15 protein-coding genes are annotated in these 14,775 nt (G+C 72.1%); 4 read left to right on the top strand and 11 right to left on the bottom strand.

What is annotated here, in order from left to right; genetic code table 11:
• Nucleotides 1-158 precede the first annotated feature (158 nt).
• The 7 genes from CLM62_RS43670 to CLM62_RS43640 form a co-directional block, all read right to left on the bottom strand.
• On the bottom strand, nucleotides 159-782 hold the full coding sequence (locus CLM62_RS43670; protein WP_095755450.1) for a flavin reductase family protein: 624 nt from the start codon (nucleotides 780-782) through the stop codon (nucleotides 159-161).
• Nucleotides 754-1,221, bottom strand: a complete 468-nt coding sequence (locus CLM62_RS43665) for an aromatase/cyclase (RefSeq protein ID WP_095755449.1) — start codon at nucleotides 1,219-1,221, stop codon at nucleotides 754-756. Before CLM62_RS43665 ends, CLM62_RS43670 begins: the two co-directional genes overlap by 29 nt.
• 36 nt (nucleotides 1,222-1,257) lie before the next feature.
• The gene (locus CLM62_RS43660) at nucleotides 1,258-2,541 is read right to left on the bottom strand and encodes an aspartate aminotransferase family protein (RefSeq protein WP_095755448.1); all 1,284 of its coding nucleotides are present in this window, start codon (nucleotides 2,539-2,541) and stop codon (nucleotides 1,258-1,260) included.
• Nucleotides 2,538-3,638 (bottom strand): SDR family oxidoreductase, encoded by a 1,101-nt coding sequence (locus CLM62_RS43655; protein WP_095755447.1) that lies wholly within the window; start codon nucleotides 3,636-3,638, stop codon nucleotides 2,538-2,540. Before CLM62_RS43655 ends, CLM62_RS43660 begins: the two co-directional genes overlap by 4 nt.
• Before the next feature lie 208 nt (nucleotides 3,639-3,846).
• Complete coding sequence (locus CLM62_RS43650; RefSeq protein ID WP_095755446.1) at nucleotides 3,847-4,989, bottom strand: acyl-CoA dehydrogenase family protein; 1,143 nt, start codon at nucleotides 4,987-4,989, stop codon at nucleotides 3,847-3,849.
• 43 nt (nucleotides 4,990-5,032) lie between these two features.
• A complete protein-coding gene (locus CLM62_RS43645; protein WP_095755445.1) occupies nucleotides 5,033-5,995 on the bottom strand; it encodes a bifunctional lysylphosphatidylglycerol flippase/synthetase MprF in 963 nt (320 codons plus the stop codon).
• A complete protein-coding gene (locus CLM62_RS43640) occupies nucleotides 5,979-6,473 on the bottom strand; it encodes a hypothetical protein (RefSeq protein WP_095755444.1) in 495 nt (164 codons plus the stop codon). Before CLM62_RS43640 ends, CLM62_RS43645 begins: the two co-directional genes overlap by 17 nt.
• Before the next feature lie 279 nt (nucleotides 6,474-6,752).
• Here CLM62_RS43640 and CLM62_RS43635 point away from each other — a divergent pair, with 279 nt between their 5' ends.
• The 3 genes from CLM62_RS43635 (at nucleotide 6,753) to CLM62_RS43625 (ending at nucleotide 11,654) form a co-directional block, all read left to right on the top strand.
• On the top strand, nucleotides 6,753-8,327 hold the full coding sequence (locus CLM62_RS43635; RefSeq protein WP_095755443.1) for an alkaline phosphatase: 1,575 nt from the start codon (nucleotides 6,753-6,755) through the stop codon (nucleotides 8,325-8,327).
• A 121-nt stretch (nucleotides 8,328-8,448) separates the two neighbouring features.
• Entirely contained in the window at nucleotides 8,449-9,762 is a 1,314-nt protein-coding gene (locus CLM62_RS43630) for a GNAT family N-acetyltransferase (protein WP_095755442.1), read from the top strand.
• Nucleotides 9,763-9,965: 203 nt separating this feature from the next.
• Nucleotides 9,966-11,654 (top strand): DUF885 domain-containing protein, encoded by a 1,689-nt coding sequence (locus tag CLM62_RS43625; protein ID WP_095755441.1) that lies wholly within the window; start codon nucleotides 9,966-9,968, stop codon nucleotides 11,652-11,654.
• Here CLM62_RS43625 and CLM62_RS43620 read toward each other — a convergent pair whose 3' ends face one another.
• The 3 genes from CLM62_RS43620 to CLM62_RS43610 form a co-directional block, all read right to left on the bottom strand.
• On the bottom strand, nucleotides 11,655-12,500 hold the full coding sequence (locus CLM62_RS43620) for an SDR family oxidoreductase (RefSeq protein WP_095755440.1): 846 nt from the start codon (nucleotides 12,498-12,500) through the stop codon (nucleotides 11,655-11,657).
• Between the two features lie 65 nt (nucleotides 12,501-12,565).
• The gene (locus CLM62_RS43615) at nucleotides 12,566-13,081 is read right to left on the bottom strand and encodes an immunity 21 family protein (protein WP_095755439.1); all 516 of its coding nucleotides are present in this window, start codon (nucleotides 13,079-13,081) and stop codon (nucleotides 12,566-12,568) included.
• A gap of 44 nt (nucleotides 13,082-13,125) precedes the next feature.
• Nucleotides 13,126-13,599 (bottom strand): rhodanese-like domain-containing protein, encoded by a 474-nt coding sequence (locus tag CLM62_RS43610; protein ID WP_095755438.1) that lies wholly within the window; start codon nucleotides 13,597-13,599, stop codon nucleotides 13,126-13,128.
• Between the two features lie 123 nt (nucleotides 13,600-13,722).
• Between CLM62_RS43610 and CLM62_RS43605 the strand changes: the two genes are divergently transcribed.
• Nucleotides 13,723-14,169: an Lrp/AsnC family transcriptional regulator gene (locus tag CLM62_RS43605; protein ID WP_095755437.1), complete on the top strand. Its 447-nt coding sequence runs from the start codon at nucleotides 13,723-13,725 to the stop codon at nucleotides 14,167-14,169.
• A 2-nt stretch (nucleotides 14,170-14,171) separates the two neighbouring features.
• Here CLM62_RS43605 and CLM62_RS43600 read toward each other — a convergent pair.
• Nucleotides 14,172-14,775, bottom strand: a 604-nt coding sequence (locus CLM62_RS43600) for an SbcC/MukB-like Walker B domain-containing protein (protein WP_306457974.1), incomplete at its 5' end; no start/stop codon positions are given.

The raw sequence follows: 14,775 nt of genomic DNA, 5'->3' as shown, positions 1-14,775 counted from the left end.
GTCGAGTCCTGGGGAGCGTTCCGCGAGGTGGTAGGCGCAGGCGAGGCCGGCGAGGCCGGCCCCGACCACGGCCACGTCCGCGGTGGCCACGCCGTGCAGCGGGGGCTGCGACGGCAGTTCCGCCTGCTCCCAGGCGGGGGAGCCGGCCGGTGGCCGGGTCATCCGGTGCCGTCCGGTACCGGCAGCGGTTCGGGCCCGGGCTGGGGCTCGGGCTCGGGCTCGGGCTCGGGCTCGGGCTCGTCGAGGGTCCGGAACCGGCGGTCGTGCCACAGCAGTGGGCGCCCGCCGCCCACGTGCACGGCCGCCACCCGCCCGACGACGAGCTGGTGGTCGCCGTAGCGGCGTACGTCCTCCACCAGGCACACCGACCAGGCGAGCGCTTCCCCGAGTACCGGGACACCGAGCACCTGCCGGATGTCCGTACCGGCGAACCGCTGGGGCGCGGTCGTCGTCGGGGACGCGAACCGGGCGGCCAGGCCGTGCTGTTCCTCCCGGAGCAGATGGACCGCGAAGGCGCCGTGGGCGCGGACCGCGGTGAGCGTGCGGGAGCCGTCGCGCAGGCAGGCCAGGAGCAGCGGCGGCCGGGCCGACAGGGAGGTGACGGCGGAGACCGTCATGCCGAGCGGACCGTCCGCGCCGCGGGCCGTCACGACGGTCACGCCGGCGGTCAGCTTGGCGTACAGCCCCAGGCATCGGGCGGCGCCGGGTCCCGGCTCGTCGCCCAGGGGGTCCGCGGGCGGCGGGGGCGTGGGCTCAGCCGCGAGCCGCGGCGGCGCACTCATCGATCACCTCCGCGCCCACCAGGCCGACGAGGATGCGGGCGATGTTGGTCCGCAGTGTGGACTCGGCCACCGGGTCGAGGATCTCCGCGAGGGTGGGGATGCCGAGGTCGAACGAGGCGGTGAAGACGACGAGCGTGCCACCGTCGCGCGGTTCGCAGCGCCAGCTCCCCTCGAAGGTCTGGAAGTCGCCGCTGAGCTGCTCGAAGGTCAGGGAGAGGGTCTCCGGCGAGAACGTGTCGCGTTCTCGCCATCGCATCAGCCCGCCCCGGAACGTCACGGTCCACTCCGACACCAGCGAGCCGTCGGGCAGCGGGGCGTCGACGCGTACCTCGCGCACGGTGTCGGTGAGTTCGGGATAGCGGCGGAAGTCGGTGATGCGTCCGTAGACGTCGGCCGGGGCCAAGCCGTCGGCGAGCGCGTGCAGGACCACATGGCGCATGGTTGTTCGGTTCCTTCCGGTTGCCGGACGGTGGTGTCAGCCGGTCATGCGAAGTGCTGTGGTGTGCAGGGCCTCGGCGAGCGTGGTGAAGAACAGGTCGAGGGCGTCGTCCTCCACCACCGCGGGCGGGGTCAGCCGTAGCACCCGGGTGGAGTTGAGGGAGTGGTTGACGAGCACGTCCCGGGCGATGAGCTCCAGCAGCAGCTCGCCGACCGCCTGTTCCTCGGTGAACTCGATCCCGATCAGCAGCCCCCGGCCGCGTACGTCGTGGACCAGGACCTCCTGGTACGGCGCGCACAGGGCCCGTACGCCGGCGAGGATCCGCGCGCCGAGCGTCGCCGCCCGCGCCACGGTGTCCTCCCGTTCCATGGTCTCGACGGTGGCGAGGGCGGCGGCGCAGGCGATCGGGGAGGCGCCGAAGGTGGAGGTGTGCAGGTAGGGATCGCGGCTGAAGGGGGCGTACGCCTCCTCGGTGGCGGCCATCGCGGCGATCGGCACCACTCCCCCGCTGAGCCCCTTGCCCACCAGGAGGATGTCCGGACGGACGCCTTCCGCGTCCACGCCCCACCAGGTGCCCAGCCGGCCCATCCCGGTCTGGATCTCGTCCACGACGAGCAGCGCGCCGAACTCCTCGCACAGCGCGGCCACTTCACGGAGGTAGCCGGGCTCCGGGATGCGCACCCCGCCCTCGCCCTGGACCGGTTCGACGATGACGCAGGCCCGGTCGCGGCGGGCGGCCAGCGCCTGCTTCAGCTCGGCCGGGTCGCCGTAGGAGACCTGTGTGGTGTCCGGGAGCAGGGGTTGGAACGGCCGCTGGTAGGTGGCGTTGGCGGTGACGCTCAGCGCGCCGAGGGTCTTGCCGTGGAAGCCCTTGCGCGTGGTGATGACGGCGTTGCGTCCGTGGGCGCGGGCGAGTTTCAGGGCGGCTTCCGTCGCCTCGGCGCCGGAGTTGACGAAGTGGACGTAGTCGAGGCCCGGTGGGGTGTGCGCGGCGAGCGCCTGGGCGGCTCGGGCGGCGACCGGTTCGAGGAAGACGCGGCTGGCCAGCGGATGGGTGTCGATCTGCCGGTGCACCGCCTCGACGACGGCCGGGTGCCGGTGGCCGAGGAGGAAGACGCCGTAGCCGCCGAAGTCGAGGAAGCGGCGGCCGTCGTCGGTGTGGATCCAGGGGCCCTCGGAGCGCACTTCGGCCATGCCGCCCATGACCCGGCCCATGACCGCGCGGCCGGAGCCGATGTGCTTCAGGTACAGCTCGACGAGTTCCGCGCCGCCGGGCAGGGGTGCGGCGAGGTTGACGGGTGCGGGGGGTGAGATCGTCATGAGGCCAGCTCCCTCGGGGTCGTGGCGGCGGGCAGGGCCGCGCGGTGTCGCCTGAGCAGCCCGGCCCTGCCTTCGGCCCAGCTCTCCAGGTTCCGTACGAGGGCGGCGCGGATGTCGGCGTGGGTGAGGCGCGGGCCGCAGTCGGGGTCGCCGAGGGAGGAGGCGAAGGGCAGCTCGCTCTGGAAGACCAGGAGCAGTTCCGCGTAGTGCTGGAGGCGCTGACGTACCGAGGCGGGCATCGAGGTGCCCTCCAGCATGGGCAGCAGCAGCCGGTGCACCGCCTCGACCGGGATGAGCCTCGGCCGGTGCGGCTCGGGCAGGCCGTGGCGGACGGCGAACTCCGCGCAGAGGTCGGAGATCTCCCGCAGCAGGGGTGCCTCCTTGCCGGCCGTCAGCCAGTACTCGCCCTCGCGCACTCCGCCCCGGATCAGGTCGCCGACGGCCCGCGTGACGAAGTCCTGCGGGACCATGTCGATCCGGGCCTCGGGGGCGCCGGGCAGCACCGGCACCTGCCCGAGCACCATCGAGCCGAGCGTCTTGGTCAGGCCCTGCTGTCCGGCGATCCGCCCGGTGACGGAGTCGCCCATCACGACCGACGGCCGCACGAGCGCGCCGGGCAGGCCGGCCTCGCGCACCATCTGCTCGGCCGCGGTCTTGGAGGCGAGGTAGGCGGCGGCCCCTGGGAAGCGCCGCTTGTCCTCGGGCGCCGGGATGCTCGCCACGAAGGCGGTGCTCACCAGGTAGAGGGGTGCGTCGGCCCGGGCGGCCAGGTCGAGCATGGCCCGGGTGCCCGAGGTGTTGGTCCGCACGATGTCCTCGGGCGGGGTGCGCCAGTTGGTCTCGGCGGCCGAGTGCAGTACGACGTCCACCTCGTCGGCGAGTCGCTGCCAGGCCTCGGGAGCCAGGCCCAGGCGGGGCGAGAGGAGGTCGCCGTGGAGCTCGCGCACCCGGGGATCGCACAGGGGCCTGTTCCGGCGCAGGCAGACCAGGTCGAAGTCGGGTGACAGCTCGTCGATCAGGGCCCGCCCGAGCACCCCGGAGCCGCCGGTGAGCAGCAAGGTGGGGCGATCGGTGGGACTCGGGATGTGTGGCGGCATGGGTGTGCTCCCCCAACGGGATTCGGCTGCCGTAGGACGGCGGGGCTCTCGACTGCCCTACGACGGCTGGGACTTGGGCCGACGTACGAGAGTTCGGGACTTCGGCCGACGTGCAACAGCTCGGGACTTCGGCCGACGTACAACAGCTCGGGACTTCGGCCGACGTACAACGCCTCGGGACTCGGGCCGCCGTACGGCGACCCGGCTGTCAGGCGATGGTCAGCGGCTGGTCGGCCAGGTAGCCGGAGAACGGGCCGGTCATCCGGGGCCGGGACGGTGGGTGCAGGGACAGGCCGTTGGCGCAGGCGGCCAGGTGGCCGACCTCGTCGGAGGTCATGAAGTTGAGGCCGCCGAGGAGTTCGACCGCGCGGGGGACGACCCGGGCGAGGGTGTCCTGGACGCCGTAGCGCGTGCACAGCGCCTGGACGAGCGCGGACTCGCCGAGGTCGCCGGCGTCCACGCGGCGGGCGATGCCCTCGGCGGCGGCCATGGCGGCCTCGGTGTCGACGTACAGCCGGACGCGCTCGTGCTCGGGGATCCGGTCGTTGAGCAGCACGCGTTCCACCAGGGCGCTCGCGGCGCCGAGGTAGCTGCCCGTCATCAGCAGCTGGAACCAGATCAGACCGGCCGTCTGGAGTTCGTCGAGGCTGTGCCCGGCCGGGGCGGCGGTGCGCAGCAGGAGTTCGGGCGGCACCAGGACGTCGGTGAGGGTGACCTGTTCGCTCTCCGCTCCGGCGAGGAAGGCGCTGGACCAGAAGCCACTGACGCTCAGACCCTCGCTCTCGGCGGGCACCAGCGCCACCGCGAGCTCGTCCCCCTGACCGTCCTCGCGGGGGATCATCACGCTGGCGGTGAGGACGTCCATGGAGCGGGCCAGGCTGCACGGGCGTTTGACGCCGTTGAGCCGTACGCCGTCCTCGGTGACCGTGGCGGTCATCGACGGCTCCAGGATGCCGGCGCCGCTGCGGCCCTCGGCGAAGCCGGAGGCGATGACCCGGTTGGTGGAGGCCACGCCTTCGATCAGCATCCATTCCAGGCCGTCGGTCTGTCCGCCGAGGTGGCCGAGGCCGACCAGGGTGGCCATGGAGAAGTGGTGCATGGTGGTCGCCACGGCCAGGGACGGCGAGCGGCTGCCGATGGCCCGTTGCACCCGCAGCGCGTCCAGGGCGCTCGCTCCCCGGCCCTGGTGGGACTCGGGCACCAGGAGCCCCGGGCCACCGCTGTCCCGGAACAGCCGGATGCCGGGGCTGCCGGGCCGCTCCAGCTCCATCGGCGGGGTCTCCCGGAGGGCGGGGTCCAGGTCCGGCAGCAGCTTGGCCAGCGTGGTGCGTTCACGTTCGAGGAATCTCATGGACGTGCGGTCCTCCCGGGTGCGATGGGTGCGCGCTGGTCGGTCATACGGCGTTGGTGGCGCGCAGCAGCCGCCATACGGCGCCGATGCGGGGCCTGCCGAGGAAGGCGATGTACTCCGGGAGGACCGCGTGCGGGGCCCACTTCTCCTTGTATTCGAGCTGGGAGGCCGCAGGGTAGATCGCCTGGCCGCGGTCCGCCAGCAGTCGGGCGAACCGGGTGAACCTGCGGCTGGCGCCCGGCAGTTCGTGTGCGTCGTCGAGCCCGGTGAACGGGGTGAAGCCGAAGTGCAGCCAGTCGGCGCCGTCGCCGACGAACCGTTCCATGGCGGTGGCGTTGAGCGCCTCCATCACGCCGGGCGGGGCGTCGGGCAGCCGTCGGCTGAGGTCGTGCAGCCAGCCGGGGCGGCTGCCGTAAACCGGGGAGTAGGTGATGTAGCCGACCGCAGTGCCGTCGATCCGGCCGACGAACAGCCGGCGGTGGCGTTGCAGCGGCCCGGTGCGCTGGCCGACGAGGAAGCGGAGCTCCTTGACGTGCCGGCCCTTGTCCCGCAGCCAGGTGTCGTCGAGCCGGTCCAGCTCGGAGCAGTCGTCGTCGTGCTGGACCTCGGCCACCTCCAGACCCGCCCGCCGGGCCCGCGAGATCTTGTTCCGCAGCCGTACGAAGCGGGAGCCGCGCAGGGTGAAGCGGGACAGGTCGACGGCGTACGACGCTCCGATCTGGTTGACCGTGAAGCCGTGACCGGCGTACAACTCGGCGTCCGCACGCTGCAGTTGCACCGCGACCAGCCGGGGCCCGGCCTCCTGCACGAAGGAGTCCAGCAGGCGCGCCCGGTGTTCGGGGGCGGTGAAGGGCCCGCCGAACTGGAAGACGTAACCTCCCGATCGGCGATAGGCGCAGGCGCCGTCGAACCGGTCGTCGCGGAAGTATTCGTTGCCGCTGTTCAGTGCGAGAAATGAACTGGGGTTGTCGCTGTGCTCGGCGAGCGTGTCAAGCACGGACGGCATGCGTGCCCTCCAGAGAATTCTGCGATGCGTCGGCGGTCCTGGACCGGTATTTCTGCTCGAACTCCCGGTAGGCCGGGTTCGTTTCCGGCTCGAAGGCGACACCGAAGGGTTTCAGGGAATTCCCGAAGAGCGCCCGGTCGCCCATGAGATGGATGGGAAGGGCGAGCAGGGCCCATTCCGGCCTCACGAACAACGCCCATGCTCCGGCCAGCACACCGGCCGTGATCAGGCTGTGCATCACGTTGTAGGCCACGTAATAGCCGCGTGCGACGCGCCGGTCCGGGCTGCGCCTATGAGCGAGCGCGCCGGGAATGTAGCCGATGACGTCGATCACCGCGAAGAACGCGACGAAGACGCCCCACCGAATCTCGGAAAGGTGCTGGTAGGCGAGCACGATCGAAACGACCAGAATGGCCATCCACTCGAGTCGGGCGAGCACGAAGGTGGTTTTCGTCTCGAATCGGTTCTTGGCGTCCACGGGCGCTCCAGGATTGCGCGTACGATGCCGGGGCCCGGCATCAGCCTGCCCCCTCGCTGCGGCCTTTCACTCCTGATTACGCGCCAGCGGGTACGACCCCTCGTAAATGCGGGCTCACCCGGGCCTCCTCCACCGCGGGCGGCGGCGCGGCTCGCGTGTCGCACACCGGTTCCCCTGTGCCCGCGGTCAGTTGTTCACTTGTGGTTTCCCGGTGCGCTGCGGCGCACCAGTAGTTGTGGCTGTGCACACTGGCCGGATCCCGTCCCTGGAGGCGCATCCATGTCACACCGTCCGTTCCCCGGTCGCCGCAGCGTCCTGCGCGGCTCCCTCGCCGCGTCGGCGGCCCTGACCCTGCCGTCCGCGCTCGGTGCGGCGCCGGCCTTCGCCCTGTCGGGTCGCCCCAAGGCGGGCTGGGGCGTGCAGACGGGAGACGTGACGTGCGACTCCGGGCTGGTGTGGGTGCGGTCCGACCGTCCGGCCCGGATGATCGTCGAGACGTCGGCGACGGAGTCGTTCCGCAACCCGCGCAGATGGCACGGCCCGCTGCTCGGCAAGGGCACGGACTTCACCGGCACCACCCAGCTGCGCGGGCTGCCGTCCGGGGAGCAGATCCACTACCGCGTGCTGCTCGCCGACCCGGACGACCCGCGCCGCACCGGCGAGCCGGTGACCGGCACCTTCCGTACGGCGTCCGCCAGGCGGCGCGACGGCGTACGGTTCGTCTGGTCCGGCGACCTCGCCGGGCAGGGCTGGGGCATCAACCCGGAGTTCGGCGGCTACCGGATCTACGACGCGATGGCCGCGCTCGACCCGGACTTCTTCATCTGCAGCGGTGACAACATCTACGCCGACGGCCCGATCAGCGAGACCGTGGCCCTGCCCGACGGGCGGACCTGGCGGAACATCACCACCGAGGAGAAGTCGAAGGTCGCTCAGACCCTCTCCGAGTTCCGCGGCAACTTCCGCTACAACCTGCTGGACGAGAACCTGCGCGCCTTCAACGCCCAGGTCCCCTCCATCATCCAGTGGGACGACCACGAGGTCACCAACAACTGGTACCCGGGCGAGATCCTCACCGACACGCGATACACCGAGAAGAACGTCGACGTCCTCGCCGCCCGCGCCCGGCAGGCGTTCTCGGAGTACTTCCCGATCTCGACGCTGCGCCGCCCCGACGGCCGCGTCTACCGGGTGCAGCACTACGGCCCGCTCCTCGACGTGTTCGTCCTGGACATGCGCACCTACCGCAACGCCAACTCTCCGGACAACCAGACCACCGACCCGCAGGGCATCCTCGGCCGGGAACAGCTGGAGTGGCTCAAGCGTGAGCTTTCCCGCTCCCGTGCGGTGTGGAAGGTGATCGCCTCCGACATGCCGCTCGGCCTGGTCGTCCCGGACACCGGGGACGGCAAGCCGAACATCGAGGCGGTAGCACAGGGCGACCCCGGCGCGCCGCTCGGCCGTGAGCTGCAGATCGCCGAGCTGCTGCGGTTCGTCAAGCACCGGCGGATCACCGGGACCGTGTGGCTGACGGCCGACGTCCACTACACCTCGGCCCAGCACTACGACCCGTCGCGGGCCGCGTTCAAGGACTTCGCGCCGTTCTGGGAGTTCGTCTCCGGACCGCTCAACGCGGGTGCCTTCCCGGCGAACACGCTGGACGGCACCTTCGGCCCGGACCGCGTTTTCGTCAAGGCGCCCACCACGGCCAACGTCTCCCCCGCCGGCGGCTACCAGTTCTTCGGCGAGGTGGACATCGACGGCGACAGCGGAGAGATGACGGTGCGGCTGCGTGAGCAGGACGGCACGGTGCTGTTCACGCAGGCGCTGCAGCCGGGCAGGGTCGGGCAGTAACCGCACCACATCCATCACACCCGCAACCATTAAAAGAACAACAAAAGGTGCAGAACCACGCTTTACCGCTCAGTCACAAAGCGTTCGTGATCACGCAACACCGTTCCTTCACAGTGGCCGCATGACTCGAAAAGTGTCTGATGTGACGCGTACCCTCACCGCCCGCGCCACCGCGGGATTCCACTCATGGTGGTCACGCCGCCACGGTCACGCCCCGCCGACGGGCGATACCGGTGCCCGGCCGCTGCCGACCACGCAGCAGGCCGGGCCGTCCGACCAGCCGACGGTGACGGCCGGCCCCGTGTCCGGGGAGAGCACGCTGTGGCGGATGCGGACCACGGTGAAGGACGAGCCGGGGTCGCTCGCCGCCCTGTGCGCGGCCCTCGCCGGAGCGCGGGTCGACATCCTGAGCCTGCAGACCCATCCGCTGGCCGACGGCACGGTGGACGAGTTCCTGCTGCGCGCTCCCGCCGAGCTCGCGGCCGGGGACGTCACCCGTGCCGTCGCGCTGGCCGGCGGGGCCGACACCTGGATCGAGCGGGCGGACGCCCACGATCTGGTCGACGCGCCGACCCGGGTGCTGGGCCTGGCGGCCCGCACCGCGCTGGACGCGGCGGAACTTCCGCTCGCGCTGCGCCAGTTGCTGGGCCGGTGCACGATCCGTTCGCTGCCCGCCGCGGCGCCTGCCGGTGGCGGCCGGGGAACGGAGGCCGTGCCGGTCGAAGGGGTGCTGGAGGACACCGTGATGCGGCTGCGGGCGCCGGAAGGCGGAGTGATCACCGTGGAGCGGCCGTATCTGCCGTTCACGCCCACGGAGTTCGCGCGGGCGCGGGCGCTGGTGGAGCTGGACGCGCGGCTCGGTCCGCGGGTGCCGCGCGCGCAGGACGTGCTGACGCTGCCCGAGGGCAAGGACATCACCGTACGGCGGGCCGACACGGGCGACCTCGAGGCCGCGAAGGCGATGCACGAGCGGTGCTCGGCACGGACGCTCGGCATGCGGTACCACGGCCCCGTCGGTGACGCCGACCGCTACCTCGGCCATCTGCTGAGCCCGCGCTTCGGCCGGACGCTCGCCGTGCAGACCGCCTCCGGGCGGATCGTCGGGCTCGGTCATCTGCTGTGGGACGGGGACGAGACGGAGGTCGCGCTGCTCGTCGAGGACGCCTGGCAGCGGCGCGGCATCGGCGGCGAACTCCTCGGCCGGCTGGTGGCGATGGCGGTCGAGGCGGGCTGCGCGAGCGTGTACGCCGTGACGCAGTCGTCCAACACCGGCATGGTCGCCGCGATGCGCGGCCTCGGCCTCCCCCTCGACTACCAGATCGAGGAGGGCACCCTGGTGATCACGGCTCGGCTGGATGCGGCCTCGGTCGCCTCGGGATGGCCCTATGAGGGGCCTCAGGAGCGGGAGTTCGAGGAGCGGATCGTGCGGGACTAGGAAGCGGGACCAGGAAGGCCGACGCACTTCGCACCAGGAACGGCCCGGCGGGCTTCGCCGGGCCGTTCGCCGTGCCGCTCGTCGCAATTCGTCGCAATCAGGCGCCGCCGATTTCCTGCGACCTCATCCGCCGGGCAGGCCGCCCTACGCCCTCGGCGCAATCCGGGTGACGTGCGGCGACACGTCGTACGAGGATGGTCCACATGTCTGAGACCAAGAGCCCGCTGCCCCGTGAGGTCGCCGACGCGTATGTCGACGAGCTCATCGCCCTCGACCCGGTCACCGGTACGTACCTCGGCGTGAAGGAGAGTTCGAGCAGGCTGCCCGATCTCTCGCCCGCGGGCCAGGAGGCGCTCGCGGAACTCCAGCGGACGACACTCGCGCGGCTCGACAAGGCCGAGCGCCAGCCCGGCGCGGACAGTGACATCGAGCGCCGGTGCGCGCGCCTGCTGCGGGAGCGGCTCACCGCGGAGCTCGCCGTGCACGAAGCGGACGAGGGGTTGCGCGCGGTGGGCAACATCGCCACCCCCGCGCAGTCGGTGCGCCAGGTCTTCACGGTCACACCGTCGCAGACCGACGAGGACTGGGCGGCCATCGCCGAGCGGCTGCGCGCGGTACCGGCCGCGCTGGCGGGCTACCGCGAGTCCCTCGCCCTGGGCCTGGAGCGCAAGCTGTACGCGGGCCCGCGCCCGACCGCCACCTTCGTCGAACAGCTCACCGAGTGGGCGGACACGGGCGACGGCCGCGGCTGGTTCGAGGACTTCGCGTCGGCCGGCCCCGAGGCGCTGCGCACGGAGCTGGACGAGGCCGCCCGCGGGGCGACCGCGGCCGTCGTCGGGCTGCGGGACTGGATGCGTCAGGCGTACGCGCCGGCGATCGAGGGCGCCCCGAACACGGTGGGCCGTGAGCGCTACGCCCGCTGGGCGCGCTATTTCAACGGCACGGACCTCGACCTGGACGAGGCGTACGCGTACGGCTGGTCCGAGTACCACCGGCTGCTCGCCGAGATGAAGCAGGAGGCCGAGAAGATCCTGCCCGGCGCCGAGACGCCGTGGGTGGCGCTCGCGCACCTCGACGAGCACGGCAAGCACATCGAGGGCGTCGACGAAGTCCGCGACTGGCTGCAGGGCCTGATGGACCAGGCCATCGACACGCTCGACGGGACGCACTTCGAACTCGCCGAGCGGGTACGGCGGGTGGAGTCGCGCATCGCCCCGCCCGGCGGTGCGGCGGCCCCATACTACACGCCCCCGTCGGAGGACTTCTCGCGCCCGGGCCGCACCTGGCTGCCGACGATGGGCCAGACCCGCTTCCCGGTCTACGACCTCGTCTCGACCTGGTACCACGAGGGCGTCCCCGGCCATCACCTCCAGCTCGCGCAGTGGGTGCACGTCGCCGGGAGCCTCTCCCGCTACCAGGCCTCCGTCGGCATGGTCAGCGCCAACGCGGAGGGCTGGGCGCTGTACGCGGAGCGCCTGATGGACGAGCTCGGCTTCCTCACGGACGGGGAGCAGCGGCTCGGCTACCTGGACGCGCAGATGATGCGGGCCGCCCGGGTCATCGTCGACATCGGCATGCACCTGGAGCTGGAGATCCCGGCGGACTCCCCCTTCCACCCGGGTGAGAGCTGGACGCCGGAGCTGGCGCAGGAGTTCTTCGGCGCGCACAGCAGCCGCCCGGCGGACTTCGTGGAGAGCGAGCTGACCCGCTACCTGACCATCCCGGGGCAGGCGATCGGCTACAAACTGGGCGAGCGGGCCTGGCTGCTCGGCCGCGAGAACGCCCGCAGGCGGCACGGCGACGCCTTCGACCTCAAGGCCTGGCACATGGCGGCCCTGTCGCAGGGCTCGCTGGGCCTGGACGACCTGGTGGACGAGCTGTCGGCCCTCTGATCAGCGCCGGAAACCGCCCTCGGAGTCGATCACCTGACCGGTGACCCAGTCCGCCTCGTCCGTCGCCAGCCAGGCGAGGAGGCGGGCCGGGTCGTCGGGCATGCCCCAGCGGCCGGCCGGGAACATCGCTTCGACGGTGTCGTACGCCTCACCGGTCAGGTAATCCGTGTCCACCGGGCCGGGGTTGACCGTGTTCACGGTGACCGCGTGCTCGGCGAGCGTGGTCGACAGGGAGCGGGTGATGGAGGCGAGGGCGCCCTTCTGGAGTGCGTACGCCATCTCCCCGGGCATGCCGCCCGCGATGTCCTGGCCTGAGGTCATCATCATCACGCGACCGCCGGGTGTCCGTGGCGGCAGGTCGGCCCGCAGCCGCGCGTACGCCTGCACGAGCAGCAGCACCGAGCGGGTGTCGATCGTCCAGTGCGCGTCGAGCATCGCGGCGTCGATGGTGTCGAGGGTGCCGTCGGAGCCGCTGAGGGCGTGGTTGGCGACGAGGATGTCGAGCCGTCCGCCGAGCGCCGCGGCGGCGGTGGCGATCAGCTCCGCGGGGACGGCCGGATCGGACAGGTCACCAGGGCCCGCCACGACCCGGGCGTCCGGGTCCCCGAGCGCGGCTCGCACGGAGGCGGCGACGTCCTCGGGCCGGTCGGCGCCCCAGGGCATCCGCTCGTCGTGCGGGACGTGGTGGTGCAGATAGACGCTCGCCCCGTACGCGGCGAGCCGCCGGGCCACCGCGTGCCCGATGCCGGCCCGTCTGCTCGCCCCGGTGACCAGGGCGGTCCGGCCACGCAGGGGCAGCGGGTCGCGGCGCAGCTCTTCGAGTGCGGGGTGAGGGAGTCGGGGCATGCGGATCATGATGGGCGGCGGCCGGGTGGTGACGCACGTGGATTTTCAGCCGCCGAGTCGTGTGGTCAGTGCGGCAGCCGCCGTAGCTGCACGAGGCCGAGCCAGGTCTCCGGGCCGGGCTGCACATGGGCCGCGCGTACGGCGTACCGGCCGGGATCCAGGGCGACTCTGACGTGATCGGTGCGCGTGGAGTCCGTTCCGGGCCATGCCGCGTCGAACAGCAGCACCGCGCCGGGCACGTCCCAGGACACCTCCGGCTCCCACGCCGCCGAGTCGAGCGCCGTCGGCACCTCCGCGAGGAGTGCGGCCTCGGAGTCGGCGGCGGACCACCGTACGAAGGTTAGGTGCTCCGGCAGATAGGTGGTGGAGGCGGGCTCGTCGCCGAACACCAGCGCGGCGCTGTCGCCGACGGGCAACAGCCCCATGAACCCGTCGACTTCGCATGCCCGGTCGTAGTCCGACGCCGTCTCGTCCCCGTCGGCCCCTGCCCAGAATGGCAGGACCGTCTCCGGGACCGCGATGAGCGGCCCTCCGCCCGACTCCACCCACTGCACCGCGCCCGCCTCCGCGTATCGCTCCATGCGCCAGAACCTACACGCATGCAAACCCGGCCGGGACCCTGCGGTCAGCAGCCGCAGTCCGCCGCGTCCACCGGAGCCGTCAGCGGGTCGGCGGCGCGGCGTTCGCGCCCCTCCCAGGTCTCGAACTCGAAGCCCTCGCGCGCCCAGTACTCGAATCCGCCGAGCATCTCCTTGACCTGGTAGCCGAGTTCGGCGAGGGCGAGGGCGGCACGGGTGGCGCCGTTGCAGCCGGGGCCCCAGCAATACGTCACGACGGGCACGGACTTGTCGAGGAGCTGCTCCGCCTGCTCGGGGATGAGCGCGGTGGGGAGGTGGATCGCGCCCGGGATGTGGCCCTGCTCCCAGGACTCGGTGGAGCGGGAGTCGAGGACGACGAAGCCGGGGTCGCCGTCGACGGCGAGCGCGGCGGCGACGTCGGACACGTCGGCATGGAAGGCGAGGCCGGCGCGGAAGTAGGCGGCGGCCGCTGCCGGGGCGGCGGGGGCGACGCGCAGCACGGGGTGAACGGTGGTGGTCATGGTCTGGCCTCTCCCTGGGGGTTGTCGACAACCAGAAATCTACGGTCGCCGACCCACACCCTGAAGGGGCGTTCCCCGGCGAACCCCTTGATCGGCCGGTGATTTCCCTGCTATTCCTCGGTCATGACCGCGTATTCCCCGGACGCCACCGACTGGCGCATCCTCGACGTCCTCCAGCGGGAGGGCCGGGCCAGTTTCGCCGAGCTCGCCCGGGCCGTGTCCATGTCCGCGAGCGCGGTCACGGAGCGGGTGCGGCGGCTGGAGGAGGCGGGTGTCATCCAGGGGTACGCGGCGGTCGTGGATCCCGAGCGGCTCGGCCTGCCGATCCTGGCGTTCGTCCGCCTCCGCTACCCCAACGGCAACTACAAGCCCTTCCACGATCTCGTCGCGGTGACCCCCGAGATCCTCGAGGCCCACCATGTGACGGGCGACGACTGCTTCGTGATCAAGGTCGCGGTGCGCTCGATGCGGCACCTGGAAGAGGTGTCGGGCAAGATCGGCACGCTGGGCTCGATCACCACGAGCGTCGTCTACTCCTCGCCGCTGCCCCGGCGCCCGCTGGGCCACTGACCTCAGCTCACGCCGCGCTGCCGCAGCACCGACCCCGACCTCCCCTTGACGACCTCCAACTGTGCGTGGATCCGCCGCCGCAGATCGGGGACATGGCTGACGATGCCGACGCTGCGGTCGCGTTCGCGCAGGGAGTCCAGGACGTCGAGGACCTCGTCGAGGGTCTGGTCGTCGAGGCTCCCGAAGCCCTCGTCGATGAAGAGGGTGTCCAGCCGCACCCCGCCGGCCTCGTCCGTGACCACGTCGGCGAGGCCGAGGGCGAGCGCGAGGGAGGCGAAGAAGGTCTCGCCGCCGGACAGGGTGGCCGTGTCCCGCTCGCGGCCGGTCCAGGCGTCGACGACGTGCAGCCCGAGCCCGCTGCGGCCGCGTCCGCTGCGGTCGTCGGAGTGGACGAGGGTGTAGCGGCCGGACGACATGCGTCGCAGCCGTACGGTCGCGGCGGCGGCCACCTGTTCCAGCCGGGCCGCCAGGACGTACGACTCCAGGCGCATCCGGCGTTCGTTGTCCGCGGAGGTGCCCGCGGCGAGGCCGGCCAGCCGGGCCACGCGGTCGTACTCCTCGCGCAGCGGCGCCAGCCGCCGTACCCCTGCGGCCGCTCGCTGGGAC

The organism is Streptomyces sp. SA15, assembly GCF_002291145.1.
Taxonomy (GTDB): Bacteria; Actinomycetota; Actinomycetes; order Streptomycetales; family Streptomycetaceae; genus Streptomyces.
This window is presented reverse-complemented; position numbering and strand designations above follow the sequence as displayed.